The sequence below is a fragment of the Neobacillus niacini genome, assembly GCF_048572935.1.
Classification (GTDB): Bacteria; Bacillota; Bacilli; order Bacillales; family Cytobacillaceae; genus Neobacillus; species Neobacillus niacini.
Map to the genome: position 1 here is coordinate 5,780,385 of NZ_CP183883.1, position 23,685 is coordinate 5,804,069.

A 23,685-nucleotide genomic window follows, 5' to 3' on the forward strand; every position below is an offset into this window, starting at 1 on the left:
TTATGGAAGCAAATTACAGTAGAGATTCACATCCCTACTGATTTTTTTTCTAATTTTAGAGTGCCCGTATTAAACTGCTATCAGTTTCTTTTTCCTATTAAAAGGGCTAAAATAAAAAAGGAAGATTTTGAAAAAAAGGAGATTATATGATGAGTGATTTTCTAAGAAACCTTGAGAAATATGCAGAGCTTGCCGTGAAGGTTGGTGTAAATATTCAAAAGGGTCAAACTTTGGTGATAAATACGACTATAGACGCAGCAGAATTTGTCCGTCTTGTTGTGAAAAATGCATATACAGCAGGTGCAGATAACGTGGTAGTTAACTGGACTGACGATGTAGTATCTAGAACAAAATATGATTTAGCACCGGATGAAGCTTTTACTACATATCCTGTTTGGCGTGCAAAGGAAATGGAAGACTTTGTTGATCAAGGGGCAGCTTTTATGGCGATTGTTTCTTCCACCCCTGACTTATTAAAAGGAGTTAATCCTGAACGTATTTCTAACTTCCAAAAGGCTGCTGGAACGGCGCTGGCTAAATACCGTCAAGCTGCACAATCTGATAAAGTGAGCTGGACAGTGATAGCCGCTCCATCTCCAGCTTGGGCTGCAAAGGTTTTCCCTGATGCACCAAGTGACCAACAAGTTTCATTACTTTGGGACGCCATCTTCAAAGCTGTTCGTGTCGATACTGAAAATCCTGTGGAAGCTTGGAAGAAGCATGATGAAACCCTACATGAAAAGGTTAACTACTTAAATGAAAGACGCTATCAAAAGCTTCACTATACAGCACCAGGAACAGATTTAACCATCGAACTTCCACATAACCATCTTTGGGTTGGAGCTGGCAGTATAAATGAAAATGGTTTTGAATTTATGGCGAATATGCCAACGGAAGAAGTATTTACCGTTCCTCATCGTGATGGTGTAAATGGGACAGTTGCAAGTACGAAGCCATTAAGCTACGGTGGAAATATTATTGACCGCTTCTCTGTGACTTTTGAAAACGGTAGAATTGTTGATTATAAGGCTGAAGAAGGTGAAGAGTTCTTAAAGCGTTTAGTGGAAACAGATGAAGGCTCACATTACCTTGGCGAAGTAGCACTAGTTCCTTTCAATTCTCCAATTTCACAATCTAATGTATTATTCTATAATACTTTGTTTGATGAGAATGCTTCAAACCACTTAGCTATCGGAAGCGCTTATGCTTTCTGTATTGAAGGCGGTAAGCAAATGTCTTCTGAAGAACTAAAAGAAAATGGTCTTAATGACAGTATTACACATGTTGATTTCATGATCGGTTCACAGGAGATGAACATTGACGGCATTAAAGCAGATGGAACAAGCGAACCAGTATTTAGAAAAGGCAATTGGGCATTTTAATGGTATAATAACAAGAGCAGCTTCTGAATAGGAGCTGCTCTTTGCTGATTATTCAAATTAAAAATTGGAGGTTTTTATTCATGTTAAATGAGTTTAAGAAGTTTGCCATGAGAGGCAATGTGATTGATCTCGCTGTCGGGGTTGTGATTGGCGGAGCATTCGGCAAAATCGTTTCCTCACTGGTAGCAGATATTATTATGCCAATTGTTGCGATGCTCGTGGGAAGAGTTAGTGTCGCGGACCTAGCGTTTGGAGAAGTAAAATATGGGGTATTTCTACAATCAATAATCGATTTCTTAATTATTGCTTTTTCTATATTTATGTTTATTAAATTCCTTTCTCGTTTTAAAAGGAAGGAAGAAGAAGTTAAAGTGGTGGTTCAAATTGATAAGAAAGAAGAACTTCTTGCTGAAATACGAGATTTATTAAAAGCAGAAAAAGATTTTTCTAGATAAATGAAACATCTTGACCTTTTCTTCGTATATTCTAGATATAAACTATTTTCGAGGTGAAGTAAATTGTATACTCAAACATCTACTGAATTTATGCCATCTGTCATTAGGACATTCGCTCTTTCTCTAGCCATCGCCTTCGTTGGAACTATGGCAGGAACCTTTGTACCGCCGGCACTATTCCTACCATTAGCCATTCTTGAATTCGTTTTGTTGATGATTGCCTTTTTCTTTAGACGCAAAAAAGCAATTTCTTATACGTTCCTCTATATCTTCACTTTTATTTCAGGGATTACGTTGTACCCAATTGTTTCTTATTATGCAATGACTGCCGGAGCAAACGTGGTGTTAATGGCTTTTGGAAGTACTACAGTCGTGTTTACGGGCGTAGCCATCTATGCAACGGTATCAAAACGAAACTTCTCTTTTTTAGGCGGATTCCTATTAGCAGCGTTACTTGCTTTAGTTGCCATTTCTATTTTTAATATCTTCATGCCGTTAAGCTCAACTGGTATGCTTGCATTCTCTTTCATAGGAGTATTAGTTTTTAGTGGATATGTATTATTCGATTTCAATCGGATGAAGCAGTATGGTGTAAGTGCTGAAGAGGTTCCTTTAATGGCATTAAACTTATACTTAGACTTTATCAATCTATTCGTAAGTATTTTGCGGATCTTTGGAATTCTTTCATCTAGGGATTGATAATAGAAGCCGGGAGTCCTCTCCCGGCTTTTTCTTATGCAAAGGATTGGAGTTTCGGTCTAAGGTGCTCTTTTCCCCTTTTCATCCTCGTTTTCACTGTGGATATTGGGATATTACTTCTTACTGATATCTCCATTAATGTAAGGTCTTCAAAATAATATAAAAAAATAGCAGACTGATAAATCTCAGGTAACGTCTTGACACTTTCCGCCATTTTTTCCGCTGAATCTTTATGTAAAAACACTTCATCCGGAAGTGGAGGCACTTCTACTGCAGCAGAATAAGAATACACATCTTCCTTCCAAAACTGTTTTGTTTTATTTTCCTTCCGCCAATAATCCCGACACTTATTTCTTGCTATGGTAAATAGCCAGCCCTTTAGTCTTGATGGTTCCTTAATACTATGAAACGCTAAATAGGCAGAAATCAAAACCTCCTGGTATAGGTCCTCTGTAAGTTCCTTTTGTTTAACTAACGAAAATATATAGTTAAAGATGGCATTCCCATGTTCTTTTACCATCCATTCAAAAGAATCAGTCAATCTATCCCGCATTTTTTAAACCTTCTTTCCTATTAACACTTATCATATTAATAGACGGAAGAAAACTGCCTAACCCCTACACCCTACTCTCACCTTTTTAATTATTTTTTTGAATTAAGCCCCTCATAAAAATCGATACGCCGATTTTTTTACAAATACTTAAGTAATGCATGAGTGCCAATAACACTGATCCTGTATTCATCGCAATAATTACGCCGTCCATCCTCCATTCGGGACGCGAGGCAAGAAGGATAATAATAGAAAAGGAAACAATTGTCGACCAAATTCCATGAATAAACGTTTCCTTGATCAGTCCTAAACCAATTAAAAATGCCTGCATGGGCATGACAAAAAAGTGAAATAAAAAGAACGGCCATAGCATTTGTAAGTAAACAGCAGCAATTGATGAACTAAAGAAAATGGAAGTAAGCGGCTGAGCAAAAAGATAGAAGAGTACTACCGCTGGAACTCCATACAAGAATGTCAGGCTCATTACCTGTGTTAGCATTTTTTGCAGTGTGGAATAATCTCTCATGGAATAGGTTTTAGAAACTGCGGGTATTAAGACCGTCATTAAGGAATGAGCAATAAATGCTGGGAAAAAACCAATTGAAGCAGCAACCCCCATAAGCATGCCAAAATGTTCAGTAGCAATTGTTTCAGAGAGTCCAGATTTAACCAATGCTGCCTTGATTAAAAAGGGTTGTATTGCCCCAGTTAATGCTGAGAATAAACGCAATCCTGTTGTGGGTACCGAGACAGCCATTAAATTTTTACGGACAGCCTTTCGATTCAAATTTGAAAAGGGCATACGTTTTAATTGTTGGAAGTGAATGATTAACATGTAACATAAATAAAGAAATACAGCTATTTCACTGCCAATAAATGAGGCAATCGCAATTAATACTGCGGTTTCTGAGTCAAATTGGAAAAAACGAAATAAAGCAAATAACAAGACTAGCTGAATAGACTTTCTTATGAAATTAGCAATGGCGATCTTACCCATGTGATGCCTTCCCATGAAATAGCCTCGCGCTACAGAGGTAAAAGAAATGACAGGAACTAACAGAATAATCAGCCAGCGTGTATATGGATGGTATCCATTAAAAACTGAAATAAATGGAAGGAGGACCATAGCAACCAAAAAGAGGATACAAGTAAAAATAATGGTAATCGTAATCGCATGATAAAGAATATTCCGATGAAACTTTTCCTCTTTCTCAGCAACAAATTTTGATATGGAAACCGGCAGTTCAAAACTCGACAACAGAACGAGAAGATAAATCGATGGAAGGATAGACATATATAAACCTAATCCATGCTTGCCCAGTTCTTTTGCTAGTATTAGATTAACTAAGAACTCCACACCTTCCCCTAAAAAGGCGGATAGAGCTAAAAATAATATTCCTTTGTAAAAGATAGCCATCACGAACTCCCCTTTAAAACAATCTCACTTTTAATAAGCTATGAGACAAGTTCTTTGAATAGTAGAGAGAAATAAAAAAAGCATAAAAAAAAAGGGCTCTTTGCCCTTTCTAAACATTTTTTTCTATCGTCTGTTTTCTAACTGCCCAAGTCATAAAGAGAATGATAACCACTAACAATAATTGGGGGACAGTGGTTTCCCAGGTTGGGTACAATCCAATCCAATCAACAAACGGGAAGTTAATCACTGTGCTCGTCGAAAAGACCTTAGAAATCTGTAAAGCGTGGATACTAATTCCGAGCATTTTAAACGCTAGGAAATAAATCACAAATGTTGCCACTTTAAAAAATACATGAATGGGAATTTTTACACTGTAGTAAATAATTGCAAAGCCGAAAATCACTAAAATGATTACTGCTAGGACAATACCTAGCACAAGCTGCTGCATGCTTATATACGGTGTTATTCCGGTGTAAAAAATAATCGTCTCGGCCCCTTCACGAAAAATCGAAAGAAAACTGATGACGGCAAATGAAAAGAGGCTTCCTTTTGCAATCGCCTGCTGCATCTGTTGCTTTACATACTTATTCCAATTGTCAATACTAGATTTTTTATGAAGCCATGCTCCAACGGATAGCATCATAACCACAGCCAATATACCAGTTATTCCTTCAATATATTCTCGACTGGATGCTGCAGTTATCTTGGAAAAGATTATATTGATAAAAACTGCTAGGAAGGCACTTGCTAAGATCCCTCCTGCCACGCCTGTCCAAATCCATTTTTGTTGAGAAGACTGGCCCATTTTCTTTAAAAAGGCAAGTAAGGTAGCAATGATTAATAATCCCTCTAGCCCTTCCCTTAATAGAATAAGTGCAGAATCCCAAAAAGAATAATTGGTTTTACTAATTAATGGTTCTAAATTCGCATTTAATTCCTTAACGATAGCCAATGCCTTTGAACCATTCACCTTTTCAGAACTTAGAATACTGATCGCTGTTGGAATTTTTGTTTCCATTTCACTATATAACTTACTGTCTCTCGTTTGTACTTCCCCTTCTACGATTGGCCAAATGTTGAGGATTTCATTTAAATGCTGAATAGAATTCTTATACTCCTTGTTGGCTATCTCTTTTTCAGTTTTCTTTAATAGTGTCGAAAGGTCAGTTAAAGAAAAATCACCTTTAACCTGGTTTGAAAATTTACCGGCTAAAAAGTTGTCCACTTCTTGTTTTAATTGATCTACATTCGTCTCGGCCTTGTTTAAATCCACAGGGTTTTGCGTAATTGAAATTCGAATTAAAGCCATGTATTTTTCAATATTTCCGTAAGAAGCAATACTTTCATCATGAACGATTTTCTCAGAAGCATTCCATTGATCCATTAGATTTTGATACTGAATCTTTATATCCGCTACATTCCCATCCAAAATAGCTGCTTTCAAATTCTCTAGAAGCGGGAGCATTTTTTTTACTTTGACGGTTTGTTTTGTGCGATCTACAGGGTTTTGTTCTGCATCATACTTTACCAGAGAACTTGATAATGCTGAGAGACTACTAGAGAGTTTCTCTTTTTCTATTTCCCCTTTTGCTAGTATACTTTGAACCTTTACTAAATTTTGATCAACCAATTTTGTCTGTTCACTATTAATATTCTTGATTTTATCCCATTCCTTAGTAAACTGTTCTATGTTATTGGAAACGGTTTCCTTATCACCTGATTTAGCTTTCATTAAACTATCACCGATTAATACAAACAGTTCGTCATGGTTTTCTGCTGCCGCCACGTGATGGGCAGTTTGAAAAATAATGAATAAAGATAAAAATAATATAAAGGGCTTCCATAACATTTGCATCTATCTATCTCTCTCCTCTTTAATAGGAAAAACATTACATAAAGAGTGTCTCCCCTATAAAACCTCCCTGTTTCGTTCCTGGTAAACAGGCGAAAAGGGCGCTGCCTCGATGTGAAATATACTCATTCAACTTATCCATTTTTGAAAGTCTCTTTTGGATGGGAATGAATTGTTTACTTGGTGAACGTTGAAAACTTAAGAAAAGAAGACCTGCGTCAAAGCTCCCCGTCTTCAGATCCATTCCATTCGAGTAAGAATATCCTCTGCGGAGAATTTGCTGCGATCCATCTCCATGTGATAACCGAACATGCGAATCTACAGGGATTGTATCCTCTCCGTCTGCTTGTTTGTGATTTAAATCTAGTTTGTCAAATTCATTTTTTTGCCCAAAGGGTGCACCACTGTCACGATATCTTCCAAAGGTATTTTCCTGTTCCTTTAAATTGGTACGATCCCAGACTTCTATAAACATTTGAATCCTTCGAACAACAAGATAACTGCCGTTCTGTAGCCAATTCGGACCATCACCCGGCTGAACCCATACGTGTTCATTCATCTGTTTTTCACTTTTTACATCAGGATTGACACTTCCATCCTTGAAGCCAAACAGGTTCCTAGGTGTTCCTTCTTTTGCATCAGCCTGCTTCGTTCGCTGAAATCCCGGCTGTGCCCATCTTAAAACAGCCTTTCCCCTCGCAATTCGAATAAGGTTTCTTACCGCATGAAATGCTACTTGCATATCATCCGCACAGGCCTGAATACATAAATCTCCTCCAGTCCATTCCTCTTCTAATGCATCTAATGAAAATGCGGGAAGGTCTATTAACTCCTTAGGCTGCTTACTTTTTAATCCAAAACGATCTTGGTTCTCCTTTACGAAAAGACTAGGACCGACCCCAAAAGTAATCGTTAAATTAGAGGCTGATAATCCCTCCGCCTCTCCCGTATCTTTTGGCGGAAGAAATTCATTACTAGAGAGTTCTCCGATCGGTTTCCCCTCAGACATTAATGCTGCTGCCTGCGTCCATTCTTTAAAAAGCATGATTAAATCTTCTTTTCTAGTAGTTGTCACATCCAAGGCAGCAAAATAAACATGGTTTTGTGCTTTTGTCGTAATTCCACTTTGGTGCCTTCCATAAAATGGGACAACGTCACTCGCCTTCACACTGGATGCCTTCCCTTCTGTAACAGACAACAAGCCTCCTATTCCAGATGCACCAATTAGAATCCCAGCACCGCCAACTCCAGCTGTTTTCAAAATATCCCTTCGTGAAATTTTCTTCACTCCAGGAGATTCCCCTTTAATGATGTACTCATTCTTAGACATTTATAATGCCTCCGTTACAATTCCGATTTCTGAAAGTGGTTCTGCAAGCGCATCAATGGCTTGACTAAGTTCCTTTATCTCAGGTTCCGTCAAATCCGTATAGACCTTGTATCCTTCATCGTTTTTGTGCTTATTTAATAAGCTAAAAACGTCATCGAAGCGGATTTGAATTTCCTTTGAAAGTTCTTCATCCTTTTCCTTTAAGGCAGGGTTTAAAAGTTGAAAAATTTTGTCCGCACCTTCTACATTTGCAGCAAAATCAAATAAATCAGTATGAGAATATCGATCCTCTTCCCCCGTTACTTTTGAAGTAGATACCTCATTTAAGAGGTCTACCGCCCCCGTAATTAATAGGTCAGGCGTAACTTCGACTGTATCCACCTTTGCTCGTAAAAGATTTACATCCTTCATCAACTGCTCGGCATATTGTTCATAGCCAATAGTTGTGTTTTCGACCCATAACCCCTTTTCAATACGATGGTAGCCTCCCCATTCAGCCTCTGGGACATCTCCTTCACGGGCGTCGATTTTTGGATCAAGATCTCCGAATACTTCAGCTATCGGTTCTGCACGCTCATAGTGCACTCTTGACGTGGCATATAGTGCTTTAGCTTGGTCAACATCTCCATTTTTTACTGCAGTCGTAAATGCCTCCGTTGCCTTTACAAATTCTTCAATTTCTCCTATAGCATACTTTCGGTATTCATCCGTTACTCCAGAAAATGATTCTGATACTGTATTCTTTGTTTCTTTCACCGTCTCTTTCGCTGAATTTTCATCTGAATTAGCACAACCAAATAATAGACTGCTAGACAATAATAAACTTCCTGAAACCTTTAGTAATTTCATATATATATATCCCCCATCACCGATAATAATGATAATCATTCTCGTTAGTATCATAACAGCAATTGATAATATTTTTCAATAGTAAATAAAAAACTTTCCAACTATTCAGATTGGAAAGTTTTTCTGGAGTTATTTTTTTAAAGAGTGTTTAAATGCGTAAATGACTGCTTGTGTTCGGTCTTGGACGTTTAGTTTACTCAGTATATTACTTACATGAGTTTTTACTGTTTTCAATGCAATATATAATTCGTCAGCAATGTCTTGGTTTGTTTTTCCATCTGCCATTAACATTAATATTTCCATTTCGCGGGTGGTGAGTTCTTCGTGTGGCAGATGCTGCTGTTTCTGGCGCATTTTCACCATCATTTTTCCTGTTACTTCGGGCTCAAGGACAGACTGTCCATGGTATGTAGCACGAACGGCATTAGCAATTTCATCTGCCTTTGATGTTTTTAACATATAGCTAGTGGCACCGGCTTCTAGTGCGGGATACACCTTTTCATCGTCCAGGAAGCTAGTAACGATAATAACTTTTGCTTCTGGCCAGTTTTCAATAATTTGTCTAGTTGCTTCAATCCCGTCCATTTCCTTCATGACTAAATCCATTAAAATGATATCAGGTCTGAGCTCAAGTGCCAGCTCCACTCCCCTTTTACCATCAGCTGCCTCACCTACGACTTCAATATCTGGCTGTGCTGATAAATAAGCAGAAACGCCTATTCTCACCATCTCATGATCATCAACAAATACGACTCTAATCATTTACACCATCTCCATTTATCAAACCGGTACCTTTACTTCCAGTCTTGTACCTTTACTTTTCACACTGATTACCTTTAAAGTTCCTCCAACCTCAAGTGCCCTCTCATGCATATTCTGCATTCCGTATGACCCTGCCTTCATGTTATCAACTTCAAAACCGATCCCATCATCGACAATTCTTAAAATGACAAGGTCTTCCCGCTTTATCAATAAAACTTCTAGTTCGTTCGCCTTTGAATGCCGAAGCGTGTTGGATACAGATTCCTGAAGGATACGGAAAAGATGATCCTCAATTCCTTTATCAAGTGGAAAGGCTTCTACCTTCCATTTAATTTCCATTGTTACTTTCTGTGATAATTCGATTAATAACTCTTCAATTCCTTCTTGCAGTGTTTTATTTTTCAAGGCAACCGGACGCAAATGAAGAAGCAGGGCACGCATTTCAAGTTGTGACTGATGAATCATTTCTTCCACCATTTTCAACTGCTTTGCTTCCCTATCCTCTTCATTCACACCTTGCCTGGTTGTATTAATGGCTGACATCATCATCGAAGCAGCGAATAATTGCTGACTGACGGAATCATGTAATTCACGGGCGAGACGGTTTCGTTCTTGTTCAATGATTTCTTGGATCCTCGCTTCCTGATCTTCCACCTTTTCTGTAGCCAATCGTTGTGAAAGCTTGGCTTGTTCCGACATTTGCCTGCCTATTCTATCAATCTGTTCAGCTATACCTTGCATTTCTGAAGTGGCTTGCTTTCCATCCGTGACAATTTGTTTTCCCTGCTCTAAATGGTGCAGTGAATGCTCAACAGCCTGAAACTGTCTTCTCCAGTAAATACCGGAAAAAATGCCCAATAGGATACCTAGAGCAATACTAAATGCGGGAATAAATATTACAAATGGGATATCCATAAAATGCCGATTCCATAGTTCTGACCATTCTGAAATCGGAAAAACCATGATAAAGGTTGCCGTAATAACGAGTGCAATCATCACAGAAGAAGCGATATTCCAAATAACCTGCCTTTGTATTGTGCTCATATCCGGCTCACCTCTAAATTGCCTACCAACAAGGAGGTAAAGATTTTCACCTTTTGCTCTGCCTGGTCATAGTCTGCTGTCCTAAGGTGAAATGCTTGGTTAAAAACCTGAGCCTGATGATTCTCAAAAACCTTAGTGGTGCCAACAACGGACGTGTGATGTACACTTACTTCTATTTCATAAGGTATTTGGATTTGGATATTGCCAATGACATTTCGGATAAAGATAATCGTTTCACCCTTCGGCAAAACCGTATAGCTTAAATCTATGATTGTATCTCCAATTCCAGATTGGATGTTAATATCATTCCATTCATAAACACTGCTTGGTGTTTTTTGTTGTCCGAAAAATATATTTTCAAAGAGCGGCTTTGTCTTGATCAGCGTCTCTTTTTGCTGAGCCTGCTCGGATTCTTTGATATCTAATGTAATCTTATTTGGATTTTTTTTAGAGCTAGAATATTGAATGATAAAATGAAGGAGAATCGCCAACAATAAAAATCTAAAGGTCATCATACTAAACACACTAATTAAAAGGAAAATGATTCCTGCTAGGAAAAGAACCTTACCACTCTTCTTCCCCGCTTTTCTTCTTCCTATATAAATGAGTCCGCCAGAAAATATAAGAGAGAAAATTAGACCACTGTTAAAAAATAGAATTTCTAGCAGCAGTACGACAACCCCAATAACGACCAGCCATCCCGTATAATCATTTTTTGCATTTTTTAACATTTGGCCTATCCCTCCCTTGTTGGTTTTCGTATCCATGATATGGCCAAAAAGGTGCAATGGCTGCACCTTTATAGAATACCATGTTTTGGTTATTAAATGGACTTGCTTTCTTCTAATTTCATTTCTTTTTCCAATTGTGCAATTCTAGCGTCAATGGTATCACGGTAATATTCACTTTTTACTTGATGATCTAAACGATCTAAGTAAGTATCAATTTCTTGAAAACGTGTGTTTGTATTGTTAGATGTCAGGTTTGAGTCCAAAACTTGATTCATACGATGATTGGCACGGGTTACATTTTCACGACCCATCAATTCCAATCGTCGGATTTGCATATCTTTTAATTTATGTTTCATTTCCTCATATTTTCTTTCTAATTCACCTAGCTGACTTTTTACTTGTTCTAGTGAATTAGAAAGTCGTTCAACACGGCTTGAGTATTGCTGATGTTCTGCTGCCGCAAACTCATACAGCTCGGTTTCACCCGCTTTAGAAGCGATTTGGGCCTGATACTTTCTTTTCTCTGCCAATTCTACAGCTTGAGAATATTCTCTTGTAAATTCATCTTTTAGTGCATATTGGCGTTCGACAAGTTTCCTTACCTTTTCAGTCTCTTGCTCACATTGACGAAGATATTGGTTCAGAAGCGCAATTGGATTTTTCTTTTCTTTTTGGTCAACAGCAGCATGTAAATCTGCCATAATCGTATCTTTAATTCGTGTTAATAGGTTCGTCATATTTTATCTCTCCTAATTAGTTTTTGTTTAGTTCATTCCATTGCTTTTCAAAATTTATAAATGGATCATGATCCTCTTTTACCACCGTATTTTTGCTTTTACTCCAGTTTTTGTAAACAAGATAAAGTACATATGCAGCAACAACACCAATAATAGCAGGAGCATTATGAATGGAAGCCATTAGGACAAAAAATCCGATAATCCCAAGAACAATCTTGCTTCCCGTCGAATCAGCCTTTAAAAATTGCTTGAAGATGAAGTATAGGATCCCAAGACCAACTAGTAACCCTACCAGCGGACCAATAGTTGATAGTAAGATGATCGCTGCAATTCCTCCAACTAAAAGTAAACCAAATTTTTTCATTTTGTATTCCTCCTTTCTTTATCTTGATTTCATCTTACCTCTATTCCAAATTTCTCATAACGAACCAGCGCTTTATTTTCATCTCGGTCTTGAGACGTAGAAAGGGTCAGTCCCCTTTCAGGAACTGACCCTTCCATTGATTATTTTGAAATAAACATTTGTGTCCAATAATGTCTTTGTGATCCGCCTTTTGCGTACCCAACACCTATATGCGTATAATTTCCGCTTAGTATATTTGCACGGTGGCCCGGGCTGTTCATCCAAGCTCGAACAACTTCCTGTGCCGTTGTTTGCCCTGCAGCAATATTTTCGCCTGCCGAACGATAGGAAATCCCAAAATTCTTCATCATGGTAAATGGACTGCCGTAAGTCGGACTATCATGGCTGAAATAGTTTTTATCCCTCATGTCTATAGACTTATAACGCGCCACTCTTGAAAGTTCCCAATCTGGAGTTAGGGCTCTCAATCCATTTTTTGCTCGTTCTTGATTGGTTAATTGAACGACTTGGCTTTCAATGCTTTTCGTTGCATCATAATTAGGAATGGTAACTTTATTTCCTGGATAAATCAGGTTTGGGTTCCTAAATTGGGGATTTGCAGAGATGATTTCAGATATCCCAACTTGGTAACGAACTGCGATTTTCCAAAGTGTATCCCCTGGCTGAACAGTATATATTTGCTGGGCAAAGGATACATTTGGAATGCTAATAAGTGATAGTAAAAACAGCAAACTAAACCAAAATGATTTTTTCATTTTACGCCTCCTCCGATATATATATTTTTGATTTAAGGCTCAAAATATACAGATGGAAATAATATATTTTTTAACTGAATCTTTGTGGAGGAGAAATAGTGAGAGATATTTCATGGATTACCTATGTGATGTTAGTTCTAGCTAGTTATCGATTAACCCATTTAATTGTTTTTGATAAAATTACCGAGTTTATACGCAGGCCTTTCATGAAGAAAGTGAAAGTAGAAACCAATCATGGAATTGAAACAAAGGAAGTACCAAAAGGCATGTTCGGTTATTTATTGAAATGTTATTGGTGCGCAGGAGTTTGGAGTGCCATATTTCTTGGAGGCGGATATTTACTATTTCCCCGGGTAACGTTTGTGATCATCTTGATTTTTTCCATTGCAGGAGGTCAATCCATCATTGAAACGTTTGTCGGAGTAAATATTAAGAAAGTCGATTATTATGCAGAATTAGAGAAGAAAAAATAATACAGAAATCTCCCCCTTTCGCATAAACATTAGGAAAGGGGGGATTTGAATGGCTGCATGGTGGGTAACTGCCATTGGTTTTATCATTTGTCTTGGTTTAGTTGGGGGTACAATGGTTTACTTTTTAAGAGGAACGCTTAACTCCGAAGACTCCACCCGTGTTGACCCGATTAAAAAAGAAACGGACTAATCTTGTAAAATAACGTTTAGAACCCTGGAATTCAGGGTTCTTTCTTTATATTGATGTCTCCATGTATGGCTGAAATGCGGACAGGCTCTTTTCGTCAATCAAATCTATTTTCAAATAATATTTTTTTATAAATTATCGTTACATGATATCAACAAAGTTGGAAAAATTAATCATATGAATACAGTACTGGAGGAAGACATATGAGTTCATCAGAAAGTACCCACCATTTCCCTAGAACCTATTGGCGTGAAATAGAGCTGCCAACGTTTGAAACCTTGAATGAGGATACTACAGTTGACGTTGCCATTGTTGGTGCAGGTATAACAGGTATTACTGCTGCTTATTTGCTTGCAAAAGAAGGTGTAAAGGTCGCCATTATTGAAGCGGGCGGAGTGTTAAACGGAACAACGGGACATACCACCGCAAAGCTGACTGCTCAACATGGATTGATATACGATGAATTAATCAGCCATTTTGGCGAGGAAAAGGCTAAGTTATATTTCGAATCCGCATCAAATGCGATTAAATTTGTTGAGAATACCTCGAACGAAAAAGGAATCGATTGTGATTTTAGCAAACAAGATGCTTTTGTTTATGCAACCACTGATCAGTATGATAGGAAACTTGAAACCGAAATGTCTGCCTATCAAAGGCTCGGAATTGATGGTGACCTGGTAGGCAATATTCCATTTGATATTCAAATAAAATCTGCACTATTAATGCGTAATCAGGCACAATATCATCCACTTAAATTTTTAAAAGGGCTGTTAGAAGAGGCGATCAAAGCTGGGTGTAAGGTTTATGAAAATTCAGTTGCAGCTGGGATTGAAGATGTTGAAACTGCCCAGCCAAAGGTTAAGATAAAGGGCGGGCCTAAGGTGGCATGTAAACAAGTGATCATTGCCTCCCATTTCCCATTTTATGATAAACCAGGCCTATATTTTGCAAGAATGTACGCGGAAAGATCTTACGCCATCGGGATTAAAACCAATCAGGAATATCCTGGCGGAATGTATATCAGTGCTGATAGTCCGTCACGTTCCATTCGCTATACACCAATTGATGGAGGGAATCTTCTTATTCTTGGAGGCGAAAATCATAAAACAGGTCAGGGTGTTGATACACTTAGCCACTATGTTGCACTAGAGTCGTTTGCAAAAGATGTGTTTGACCTTTCTGAGTATCACTACCGCTGGTCTGCACAGGATTTGGTGACACTAGACAAGGTGCCTTATATTGGTCCGCTAACACAAGACAAAGAGCATATCTTAGTGGCAACCGGCTATAAAAAGTGGGGAATGACTTCAGGTATTCTTGCTGCCCATCTTCTTACTGATTATGTATTAAACCGTGAAAATCCATATAAGGAATTATATTCTCCATCTCGTTTTGACGCGGACCCGGATATTAAGTCGATTATTTCAACCAATGCGGATGTGGCGAAGCATTTAATTAAAGGAAAACTTGAGTTTGTGCCAAAGGACCCTGGGGATTTAGTCAATGGAGAAGGTTCTGTTGTCATGCACAATGGACAACGTGCTGGTGCCTATAAGGATGAAAACGGAAAGCTTTACATTGTGGATACGACTTGTACACATTTAGGCTGTGAATGTGAATGGAACCGTGCAGAAAAATCATGGGATTGCCCATGTCACGGCTCGCGGTTTGCATATAATGGAGAAGTCATTGAAGGACCAGCGAAAAAGGCACTAAAAAATGTTGGCGATGTATAATGCCGTAAATTCATAAAAATGAAACGCCTCCCTAAACAGGAGGCGCTTTCTTTATTTGCCATGTGGACGGTTGCGTTTTAATTTTTCTCCCGTTTCAAATTCAACGAGTTCTTCAGGCGTTCTCATGGCCTTTTTACGATTATTATTTCGCTGGGCATTGGCGTTACCGAGTTTTTGTCTACCCATACTATCATCTCCTTTTTAGAGAATACATTTAGTATGAGTGAAAATAATTGAAGTTATTCTCCCCTAAGAACTGGTGCTTTACGGAACTTTGTTAATTGTTCAAACGCAAAAGCGGCTTCAATCAAGATAGGCTCACTATAGGCGCTTCCGGCAAAAGTAATTCCAACAGGTTCTCCGATAGATGTATAACCAGCAGGTACCGCAATGGTCGGATAACCAGCCTTCGCACTAATATGTGAGGCCTCTTCACTAGGAAACAGAATAACGTCTAATTGATACTTCTCGAGCGCATAATCAATTCCTTGTTTGGTGGAATGATAAAAATCAAATTCCAACGAATTTACATAATCCGATTCCGTTAAAGAACCACTGGTTGCATTGGATTGAATTAGGACCTCCTGTCCATACTTAAGCATTTTTTCTTCATTTTCCTTATTAAATTGAATTAAATCATTCAATGTTCTAATGGGTATAGCTGGATGAAGTCCGTTTAAATATGCGTTTAAGTCAGGTTTAAATTCAAAGGTTAATACGTCATACCGCCATTTTGCATTCGCAGATGGAATGTCGATATGTTCAATAATCTCCGCACCAGCTGCCTCTAAAACAGCAACAGCATCATGGAAAATCTTTAGCGTCTCTTCACTTAAATGTTCAGTGAATCCATCTAAGGCAATGCCAATCCGTTTTCCCTTGAGTCCGTCTTTACGTAAATGTTCAGTAAAGTCCTTCTCAGCTAGTGGATTTGTTTTCGTTATTGGGTCTTCTTCATCTTTTCCTGTCAATGCATTCAAGAGAATGGCTGCATCTCTAACAGTCCTTGTCATTGGTCCCGCTGTATCCTGAGTATGAGCAATTGGTATAATACCTCTTCTACTGATTAAACCGACTGTTGGTTTGATACCGACTAATGAATTTTGGCAGGAGGGATTCAAAATGGATCCAGACGTTTCTGTTCCTATCGCTGCAGCCGCTAAATTCGCAGCAATAGCTGCACCAGAACCGGAACTTGAGCCGCCGACATCAAATTGTCCAGGTCCATAAGGATTTAATACTTGACCGCCACGGGAGCTATACCCGCTTTTCATGCCATAGGCCATAAAGTTTGCCCATTCCGTCATATTCGTTTTCCCAAGAATGACTGCTCCTGCGGTCCGAAGCTGTTCTGCCACATGAGAATCTCTTAACGCAATGGAATCCTTTAAAGCCAAAGACCCAGCGCTAGTATGCATTTTATCTGCAGTATCAATATTGTCTTTTATCAATATGGGAATACCGTGCAACGCACTGCGCGGCCCCGTTTCCTTCCGTTCAGTATCAAGTGCAGAGGCAATATGCAGCGCATCTGGGTTGACCTCAAGGATTGAGTGGATACTTTTATCATAAACAGAAATTCTATGTAGATACATCAACACAAGTTCTTTGGATGTTAGCTCTCCGCTAGACATTTTTTCCTGCATCTGGGTGATGGTCGCTTCCTCAATCCAATGATCGAGATATTTATTTAATTTTTCACTTTCCATTTTTTCCCCTCCCGTTGATAAAATTCTATAAGAAAAAGGGTATTCCTGCAATAATAAAAGACAGCAGGAAAGTCCCACTGTCTTTGTTTAACGCCGTACTTTTTGTTCGGGCTCAGCAATTTGCCCTTTATAAAAAATCCTCTTATTTGGAGTGACGTTAAGTTCTTGACAATATTTTTTTAATTCTCTCTCTTCTCTTTCGGTTACTAATGAAATAACGGTGCCATTTGCTCCCATTCTTCCTGTTCTGCCAGCTCTGTGAACGTACTGAGCAATATCCCTAGGGAAATCGACATGGACAACATGAGTGACTCCTTGAATATCCAATCCCCTTGCAGCGACATCCGTAGCAATTAGCATTTTTGTTTTGCCATCACGGAAAGCCTTGAGCTCCGCCTGCCGTTCTAATTTCTTCATATCACTATGTAGAATTCCTGTTGATAACTCTTTGAAATTGAACTTTTCTTTAAAAACTTGGATTTCCCCAATATCATTAATAAATGCTAAGGCTTTGATATGATCTAAACGCACAATTTTTTCAAGAAGCTTAATCTTATCTCTAGGCTCGGCAGTAAAATAGATATGCTCAACCTCTCCAGAGGACGCCAGCTCATCCTTTTCTATTCGAAGTATTTCGGGCTCCTTCGTTATTTCCTTTGCCAATTTCTCTGTTCCAGCTTTCATCGTTGCTGAGAACAACACAACTTGTCGGTCGCCCATCGTCGATTTGACAATATTTTGGACTGTGTTTAAATGCTCAGGAATTAAAAGCTGATCTCCCTCATCTAAGACTACCAGCTTCACTTCGTGCATCTTTACTTTTTTCTGTTTGATCAGTTCAAATAATCGGCCTGGTGTCGCAAAAATAACATGAGGGCGCTTTTTTAGCTTTTCGAGTTGACGTTTTACGTTGGCTCCTCCAATGATGGATGTGCCTCTAATCGCACTTCCTTCGGACCACTTTTGAAATTCTTGATAAACCTGCATAACCAATTCCTGTGATGACGCTAAAACTACAGCTTGTAATGATTGTGAATTAGGTTCAACTTTATTTAATAATGGTAATAAATAAGCAAGTGTCTTACCCGTACCAGTTGGCGATTCTGCAATTACATCTTTTCCATTAAGAATCAGAGGAATGGCTGTATCCTGAATGGAAGTAGGTTGTTGAAATCCTGATTTTTCCCAGTTTTCCTGTAAAAAAGGGCTTAAGGTATTTAACATATTGGACTCCTTTATCTATCTCATTTCTTCATATTATATCCACACATGACTTTGATACTATCCTATTTACTAAATTGTGTCCATAAAAAACCCATTCCTAAGCACGGAATGGGTCATCGTTTCAATTCATCTATTAATCAAATGTTCGGATAGCCAATTTATGAATGGTTGAGTTTATTTCTTCAGATTCTATAATTGCTTCATTATAGTTAATTTCAATTTTTCCACTTCCAGCTAATATCTTTACCTTTTCAATCCCGTTATATCTTTTTATTTTCCTTTTTATTTTTCCAATACATCCCGAACAGGCAACATCATTTAGAGATAACTGAATTATACTCACTTTGAATATCCCCTTTCTAAAATGGCAATTCTAACAGTATATTAGCTAAATTTCATGCATTTTAATAGCCATCAATCGGAAGTGCTGAGGTTCTACTTCGCTGACGATTGCATTCATGCCCATCGATTGAAAAGTAGCAACTAATGGCTCCCCACGGTGGGGTAAATGAATTTCAAATATCGTCCCAACTGGTGCCGTTTTTACAAAATTTAAGATTTCCCTGCGTGGATGTTCTCCCTTTAGGACCCTCTCACGAATATCTATAACGGCTTTTTTTCCTTCTATCTGAAAACTGCTCATAATCTCATCTCCCATGACTACGATTTTTTCCAGTGTAGCATTTTTTTCACTTTATAGAATTGATTTAAATCACGCTCATAAATTGTTTTTCATAGACTTCGGCTGATAACTACCTTAGGGATAGTAAAAAGCTATTTTTGAACGTATTGTGAACATTATCTTGAATGTACGATGACCCCTCTTATTTAGTGGTAAAATGAGAAACAACCAGATAACAATATATCGGAGTTGAAAATGATGTTAAATAAAATTGCTCTACTGTCCACGTTTTTGTTTTTTATTTTTGGAGCAAATGTATTTGCTCATTCCCATTTGGAAGATTCTACTCCTAAAAATGGAGAGATTGTATCCGAATCACTTAAAGCAATCACACTAACTTTTGAAACAGCCCTAGAACCCACTAGCTCTTTTACATTACTGAATGAAAAAAATGACTCTATTCCACTTTCTACTGTTACAATTAGTGGTAATCAATTAGTCGCCAATGTAGAGGACAACCTTGTAAATGGAGCGTATACGATACATTGGAAAATCATTGGAGAAGACGGTCATCCACTTGAAGGGGATATCCCTTTCACCACCGAGCTACCTATAAATGCTGCCTCTCCAGAACAAAGTGAGACACAATCATCTGTTGCTGATGCGACTACTGCCGAGGTAACATCTGCCGCAGTCACAGATACGGTACTGAAAGATCAAGCAGCAGGAGTAAAAGAGGATGCTTTAAATGAACCTAAAATCATGAATTATGTACTCCCAGCTATTATTGGTTTGATTATTGTTTTAGGGTTTGCAAGCTATTGGTTGATTTTTAGGAGGAAACAAGTCTAGATGTTTATTGCAGGCATTGTAAGTGAGGCATTACTTTATAGTTGTTTTTCGTTGTTATTAGGAAGCTTTATTGTTAATCTGGTTCCCAAATCAGTTCGACCAGAAATAAAGATACCCAAAGTCATACTATTAGGTGCCGCGTTAGGAATCGCTCTATTTTCATTCTTACCGGTATTAAAAATAGTTCTATATTTATATGAGGACTTAGGTTTAGGCTATACCCTTGAGTCTGTGTTAACGAATTTCGAGGTAGGTAAGACTTGGGTTAGTACGGGGATTATTTCGTTAATTCTATTTGTATATCTAATTCCAATTAAACTGGAGCAAAAACCGTTATTTTCTTTAACTGGTCTTGCCTTTACACTAATCTTAATCGCTTCCCTTGGATGGTCAAGTCACGCAGCTTCATTATCTAAAATGGCGGGTTTCCTTACGCACAGCGCTCACTTTTTGGCGATAACAACATGGGTTGGAATACTATTGGTGGTAAGTTGGTTTTCACAGAACCATGATCATTGGCTTAAATTTTTAAAGTGGTTTTCACCTGTTGCTATGTTATGTTTCGTTACTACAACCATAACAGGGATATCATTAATGACCTTTCATATGGAATTGTCCAATTATGTTAGTGTAACGTCTATTTCCTATGGGCAGGCATTATTAATCAAACACATTGCCATTTTGCCTTTATTAGCTTTTGCCTTTATCAATAGCTTTTTGATTCGGAAGAAACTCAAAAATGATCCTTCTTATAATCCGCTTCCATGGGCTAAGCTAGAAAGTATTATCGTTTTGATTATTTTTTCTATTACTGGTGCACTGGGACAAGTTTCACCACCCCATGAACTTAGTGCGATGATTAGAGCAGAAGGTGCTTCTAAGCTATTTTCCTTGTTTCATCCAGGTGAGATAAATTTCCCTATCGATTTTTCCCCTGGGATTGTTTCCATAATCCTATTTCTAATTGCTATTCTTTTCCTAGCGCTAGTTATTGTAACTTTCATAAAAAGAGCACCAAAAGCTTTGGCGCTCATAATGAGCTTACTATTTATTGTTTCAGGCTATATAGGGTTTATGTTAAGCATTTCCTAGCATTCCCTTATTAAATGACAAGATTGGACGTATGCATTGGCATACGTTTTTTCTTTATTTATCAAGCTTTCTCAGTTGGGGATCAGGGTAAGCACCTGAGCTGATAAACAGGCGGAGAAATTCCGCTTATATCGTAATTAGTATTAAAATTGGCTTAAATAGACTGAGAAATTCCGCCTATTGGCTCGTAAAATTGGAAAACGGGAGATTTTGCTTTGATTAAGTGGAAAACCTCCGCTTATTTCCCCCGTAGTGAGCTCCATTCTGCATTTAATCGGAAAATCTACGCTTATTTTACTTTTGCAGGTTACTCGGTTAAGGACACACAGCTTAACTAAAAGAGAGTAAGTCTTTTCTCGAAAATTAATTGGAAAGTAAACGTAATACCGCTCTTACCGGACTCCCATCCCCTTCAACCAATGGCAGCGGCAAAGCAATTAATTCATAATCCCCCGGCTCTACCTCATCTAAAAGGATGGATTCAAGGATATGAATTCCATTATCATTTAAACTATGATGAGCATGCAGGTCTTTGCTGTCAATAGGATCGACCGATGGAACATCTACCCCAATCAGCCTAATTCCCCTCTCCGCTAGGAATGGACCAAGGTTAGCTTCCAAATGGGGGATTTTTTCTGGGAATTCTGATTCAATTTGCCATGATCGTGTTCGAAACAACACCCTTTTCATACCTTCTAAATCTACATCGGCTAAATCCTTAGCTCCTATACTAACCTTTCCGGACATATCGACGACTCTTACAGGTCCCATATATAATTCGAGATCCAATTCAATGATCTTTTTTCCATCATCATCAAAATGAAAAGGGGCATCTACATGTGTGCCCGTATGGGTGCTCATTGAAAGGCTCCCTACGTTTACAGAGCCGCTTTCTGCTTTGGACCATGACACCTCATAGTGAAAGGGTGTATCCCCAGGCCAAACTGGCATTCCATTTTCAAGCCTTCTAGAAATATCAATTATTTTCATTCAACCACTCCTAGGGCAGCATTTTATTAACCTATGTTAAAAATATATCGCCGTCCTGGTGTTGTCAATTAATGAAAGGAACGCCAAAAGTCTCCATCTTGATAGATTATACTGCTTAATGCATTAAAAGGAATCCTAAATGTTGGAAAACCAGCAGCATAAGGGGCAATCTCATACGGTTCGAAATAAACATTCAACTCCCCTTGGCTAATATAGTAAGGCTGGTCTGTCTTTATCCCTTTATACGTATTCGGGAAAACATAGGAAAATTGTTCATCACTATTGATTAGTTCCCCGATTATTACACTGATTTCTTTTACATAATCTGCCCCCTTCTTAAACAAATCCTTAAGTTGATAAAACCTTCCCGTTTTTAGGTCAATATGGGCATATTTCTTTATAGGCATCCCGTGAGCCGCACCAAAAGGATAATCATATCCATTTATCTCTATAACCACCAGGTTATTCTGATAAAAGCTTACATCGAAATCCCCTGCGTAGCTTGAGTCCAATTGCGTATGTGCAACCGTTGGGTTCACTCCAGACATGTCCTTCAATGTCTGATTAACACTCACCGGATTTTCAACACCTTTTAACTGTGGATAGTAGACTAAATAATCTTTATTGGGTTTGAATTTGTTTTCAATAACAGAATAATTATTCTTTAAAGGAATGATTGTATTTTGTTTCCAAATCAACTTGCCTTTCTTATCGAAATAGAGAATCCGGAGATCGATATCCCCCTTAATTAAAGATTTATCAAATGCTAATGAACCGCTGCCTTGCACCTTTGGGAGGTAATTCAATCTTTGACCACTCTTATCAATAAAGAACGTCATTTCATCATTATAAGCAGATGCCAGGCCATCCAAGTAATTGGACACACCATTGTAGATGAACCCAGTAAAAATGTGACCATTAGAATCGGCTATTGCATATTTTTTAGGAAGATACGGCTTCCCGGGATCAACCGATTTTCCCAGAGCATATTGATTTTCCCCAAGGTATATCAAACTGGAATACTGAGGTTTTATGATAAACTTCCCCTGCTTATTAATTAAGCCATATCCATTTTGTTGATTTTCCACGTTAACAATCGCACGACCTTCAACGAAATGCTGTGTTTCGATAAACTGAGGTTCAATCACTACCCTGCCTGATTCGTCCATATACCCCCATTTTCCTTCATTACTTTTACGAAATGCCAGCATACCCTCTCCATAATTGTCGACAAATGGATAAGAGTAAGAATTCAATACGTTTCCTGTTAGATCAATGAGTGCATAGTTGCCCTCATTCACTTTAACAAGGGCTTTACCGTCGTGAAAGTCACTAGCAGAATCGTAGGTCAACGGAATGACCTCATTTCCTCTTCTGTTTAAATATCCATATAAATACTGACCATTTTCGTTCGTATTGGCAACTACTGCTCTGCCTTCCTTATAATCTCCAATAAAGGAATATGACTTCGGGCTAATTTCCTTCCCAGCTTCATCCAAAACGTTAAAACCTCTGTCATCAATCGCAGTGGCACGACCTTCGGAAAATGGACTGATTGTGTCATATTTTGGTTTTACAATGAAATACCCCTCGTTGTTGATAATACCTGTAAGATTATTTAATTGAATGATAGCTAAGCCACTTTCCTGAAACTCACGTGCCATTTCATATTTGGGAGGAAGAACAAAATTCCCCTTACCATTGATATATCCCCACTTACCTCCGCCAATTTCTTTGACTTCTGCAGGAAAAAGGTAAACCATTCTGGATAAGGTAAGCAAGTAGGAAATCCAATTTCCTTGTTCTATATTTCTTCTAGACATCCGTACTACCCCATTTTATTTTTTATTATATATATGAAAAAATGGGCGGA

Annotated in this window: 26 protein-coding genes; 8 read left to right on the forward strand and 18 right to left on the reverse strand. The window is 38.2% G+C overall.

From position 1 onward, the window contains the following. The first annotated feature begins 149 nt into the window (after positions 1-149). From ACN6MT_RS28360 to ACN6MT_RS28370, 3 genes are all read left to right on the forward strand, one after another. Entirely contained in the window at positions 150-1,382 is a 1,233-nt protein-coding gene (locus ACN6MT_RS28360) for an aminopeptidase (RefSeq protein ID WP_419956546.1), read from the forward strand. Between the two features lie 80 nt (positions 1,383-1,462). After that, positions 1,463-1,837 (forward strand): large conductance mechanosensitive channel protein MscL, encoded by a 375-nt coding sequence (gene mscL, locus ACN6MT_RS28365; RefSeq protein WP_063253119.1) that lies wholly within the window; start codon positions 1,463-1,465, stop codon positions 1,835-1,837. A gap of 63 nt (positions 1,838-1,900) precedes the next feature. After that, the gene (locus tag ACN6MT_RS28370; protein ID WP_419954143.1) at positions 1,901-2,536 is read left to right on the forward strand and encodes a Bax inhibitor-1 family protein; all 636 of its coding nucleotides are present in this window, start codon (positions 1,901-1,903) and stop codon (positions 2,534-2,536) included. Between the two features lie 34 nt (positions 2,537-2,570). On the opposite strand, the gene ACN6MT_RS28375 is transcribed toward ACN6MT_RS28370, so the two are convergent. From ACN6MT_RS28375 to safA, 11 genes are all read right to left on the reverse strand, one after another. Beyond that, on the reverse strand, positions 2,571-3,089 hold the full coding sequence (locus ACN6MT_RS28375; RefSeq protein ID WP_063253121.1) for an RNA polymerase sigma factor: 519 nt from the start codon (positions 3,087-3,089) through the stop codon (positions 2,571-2,573). Positions 3,090-3,174: 85 nt separating this feature from the next. Then, positions 3,175-4,503 (reverse strand): oligosaccharide flippase family protein, encoded by a 1,329-nt coding sequence (locus tag ACN6MT_RS28380; protein ID WP_063253122.1) that lies wholly within the window; start codon positions 4,501-4,503, stop codon positions 3,175-3,177. 109 nt (positions 4,504-4,612) lie between these two features. Next, positions 4,613-6,358, reverse strand: a complete 1,746-nt coding sequence (locus tag ACN6MT_RS28385; RefSeq protein ID WP_419954144.1) for an FTR1 family iron permease — start codon at positions 6,356-6,358, stop codon at positions 4,613-4,615. Between the two features lie 34 nt (positions 6,359-6,392). Continuing rightward, the gene (efeB, locus tag ACN6MT_RS28390) at positions 6,393-7,685 is read right to left on the reverse strand and encodes an iron uptake transporter deferrochelatase/peroxidase subunit (RefSeq protein ID WP_419954145.1); all 1,293 of its coding nucleotides are present in this window, start codon (positions 7,683-7,685) and stop codon (positions 6,393-6,395) included. Beyond that, positions 7,686-8,534 (reverse strand): iron uptake system protein EfeO, encoded by an 849-nt coding sequence (gene efeO / locus ACN6MT_RS28395; protein WP_419954146.1) that lies wholly within the window; start codon positions 8,532-8,534, stop codon positions 7,686-7,688. It abuts the gene before it with no gap. A 129-nt stretch (positions 8,535-8,663) separates the two neighbouring features. Further along, positions 8,664-9,296, reverse strand: a complete 633-nt coding sequence (locus ACN6MT_RS28400; protein ID WP_063253126.1) for a response regulator transcription factor — start codon at positions 9,294-9,296, stop codon at positions 8,664-8,666. A gap of 18 nt (positions 9,297-9,314) precedes the next feature. Beyond that, the gene (locus ACN6MT_RS28405; protein WP_063253127.1) at positions 9,315-10,340 is read right to left on the reverse strand and encodes a sensor histidine kinase; all 1,026 of its coding nucleotides are present in this window, start codon (positions 10,338-10,340) and stop codon (positions 9,315-9,317) included. Beyond that, positions 10,337-11,071 carry a cell wall-active antibiotics response protein LiaF gene (gene liaF, locus ACN6MT_RS28410; protein ID WP_419954147.1) on the reverse strand — a complete coding sequence of 245 codons (735 nt, stop codon included), beginning with the start codon at positions 11,069-11,071 and terminating at the stop codon, positions 10,337-10,339. Before liaF ends, ACN6MT_RS28405 begins: the two co-directional genes overlap by 4 nt. Before the next feature lie 92 nt (positions 11,072-11,163). Beyond that, a complete protein-coding gene (locus ACN6MT_RS28415; protein ID WP_063253129.1) occupies positions 11,164-11,808 on the reverse strand; it encodes a PspA/IM30 family protein in 645 nt (214 codons plus the stop codon). Between the two features lie 16 nt (positions 11,809-11,824). Continuing rightward, complete coding sequence (locus tag ACN6MT_RS28420) at positions 11,825-12,172, reverse strand: hypothetical protein (RefSeq protein ID WP_063253130.1); 348 nt, start codon at positions 12,170-12,172, stop codon at positions 11,825-11,827. Between the two features lie 140 nt (positions 12,173-12,312). Next, positions 12,313-12,927: a SafA/ExsA family spore coat assembly protein gene (gene safA / locus ACN6MT_RS28425; RefSeq protein ID WP_419954148.1), complete on the reverse strand. Its 615-nt coding sequence runs from the start codon at positions 12,925-12,927 to the stop codon at positions 12,313-12,315. A gap of 98 nt (positions 12,928-13,025) precedes the next feature. Here safA and ACN6MT_RS28430 point away from each other — a divergent pair, with 98 nt between their 5' ends. From ACN6MT_RS28430 to ACN6MT_RS28440, 3 genes are all read left to right on the forward strand, one after another. Beyond that, positions 13,026-13,400, forward strand: a complete 375-nt coding sequence (locus ACN6MT_RS28430; protein ID WP_157411759.1) for a DUF1360 domain-containing protein — start codon at positions 13,026-13,028, stop codon at positions 13,398-13,400. A gap of 49 nt (positions 13,401-13,449) precedes the next feature. After that, entirely contained in the window at positions 13,450-13,590 is a 141-nt protein-coding gene (locus ACN6MT_RS28435; RefSeq protein ID WP_419954149.1) for a hypothetical protein, read from the forward strand. Positions 13,591-13,790: 200 nt separating this feature from the next. Beyond that, a complete protein-coding gene (locus ACN6MT_RS28440) occupies positions 13,791-15,323 on the forward strand; it encodes an FAD-dependent oxidoreductase (protein ID WP_419954150.1) in 1,533 nt (510 codons plus the stop codon). Between the two features lie 51 nt (positions 15,324-15,374). Here the strand turns inward: ACN6MT_RS28440 and ACN6MT_RS28445 are convergent, their stop codons facing one another. The 5 genes from ACN6MT_RS28445 to ACN6MT_RS28465 all read right to left on the reverse strand — a co-directional run bounded on the left by ACN6MT_RS28445 (position 15,375) and on the right by ACN6MT_RS28465 (position 18,899). Beyond that, the gene (locus ACN6MT_RS28445) at positions 15,375-15,509 is read right to left on the reverse strand and encodes a hypothetical protein (protein ID WP_257029373.1); all 135 of its coding nucleotides are present in this window, start codon (positions 15,507-15,509) and stop codon (positions 15,375-15,377) included. A gap of 53 nt (positions 15,510-15,562) precedes the next feature. Next, the gene (locus ACN6MT_RS28450) at positions 15,563-17,032 is read right to left on the reverse strand and encodes an amidase family protein (protein WP_419954151.1); all 1,470 of its coding nucleotides are present in this window, start codon (positions 17,030-17,032) and stop codon (positions 15,563-15,565) included. Positions 17,033-17,119: 87 nt separating this feature from the next. After that, on the reverse strand, positions 17,120-18,256 hold the full coding sequence (locus ACN6MT_RS28455; protein ID WP_063253135.1) for a DEAD/DEAH box helicase: 1,137 nt from the start codon (positions 18,254-18,256) through the stop codon (positions 17,120-17,122). Positions 18,257-18,389: 133 nt separating this feature from the next. Further along, entirely contained in the window at positions 18,390-18,599 is a 210-nt protein-coding gene (locus ACN6MT_RS28460) for a heavy-metal-associated domain-containing protein (RefSeq protein ID WP_063253136.1), read from the reverse strand. 45 nt (positions 18,600-18,644) lie between these two features. Continuing rightward, positions 18,645-18,899 carry a hypothetical protein gene (locus ACN6MT_RS28465; RefSeq protein ID WP_063253137.1) on the reverse strand — a complete coding sequence of 85 codons (255 nt, stop codon included), beginning with the start codon at positions 18,897-18,899 and terminating at the stop codon, positions 18,645-18,647. Positions 18,900-19,133: 234 nt separating this feature from the next. Here ACN6MT_RS28465 and ACN6MT_RS28470 point away from each other — a divergent pair, with 234 nt between their 5' ends. Together ACN6MT_RS28470 and ACN6MT_RS28475 are read left to right on the forward strand one after the other, a co-directional pair. Beyond that, the gene (locus tag ACN6MT_RS28470; RefSeq protein WP_419954152.1) at positions 19,134-19,730 is read left to right on the forward strand and encodes a copper resistance CopC family protein; all 597 of its coding nucleotides are present in this window, start codon (positions 19,134-19,136) and stop codon (positions 19,728-19,730) included. Next, positions 19,731-20,822: a copper resistance D family protein gene (locus ACN6MT_RS28475; protein ID WP_419954153.1), complete on the forward strand. Its 1,092-nt coding sequence runs from the start codon at positions 19,731-19,733 to the stop codon at positions 20,820-20,822. It begins immediately after the preceding gene. A gap of 363 nt (positions 20,823-21,185) precedes the next feature. Here ACN6MT_RS28475 and kynB read toward each other — a convergent pair whose 3' ends face one another. After that, positions 21,186-21,812: an arylformamidase gene (gene kynB, locus ACN6MT_RS28480; RefSeq protein WP_419954154.1), complete on the reverse strand. Its 627-nt coding sequence runs from the start codon at positions 21,810-21,812 to the stop codon at positions 21,186-21,188. A gap of 68 nt (positions 21,813-21,880) precedes the next feature. After that, positions 21,881-23,635, reverse strand: a complete 1,755-nt coding sequence (locus tag ACN6MT_RS28485) for a WG repeat-containing protein (protein ID WP_419954155.1) — start codon at positions 23,633-23,635, stop codon at positions 21,881-21,883. Positions 23,636-23,685 lie beyond the last annotated feature (50 nt).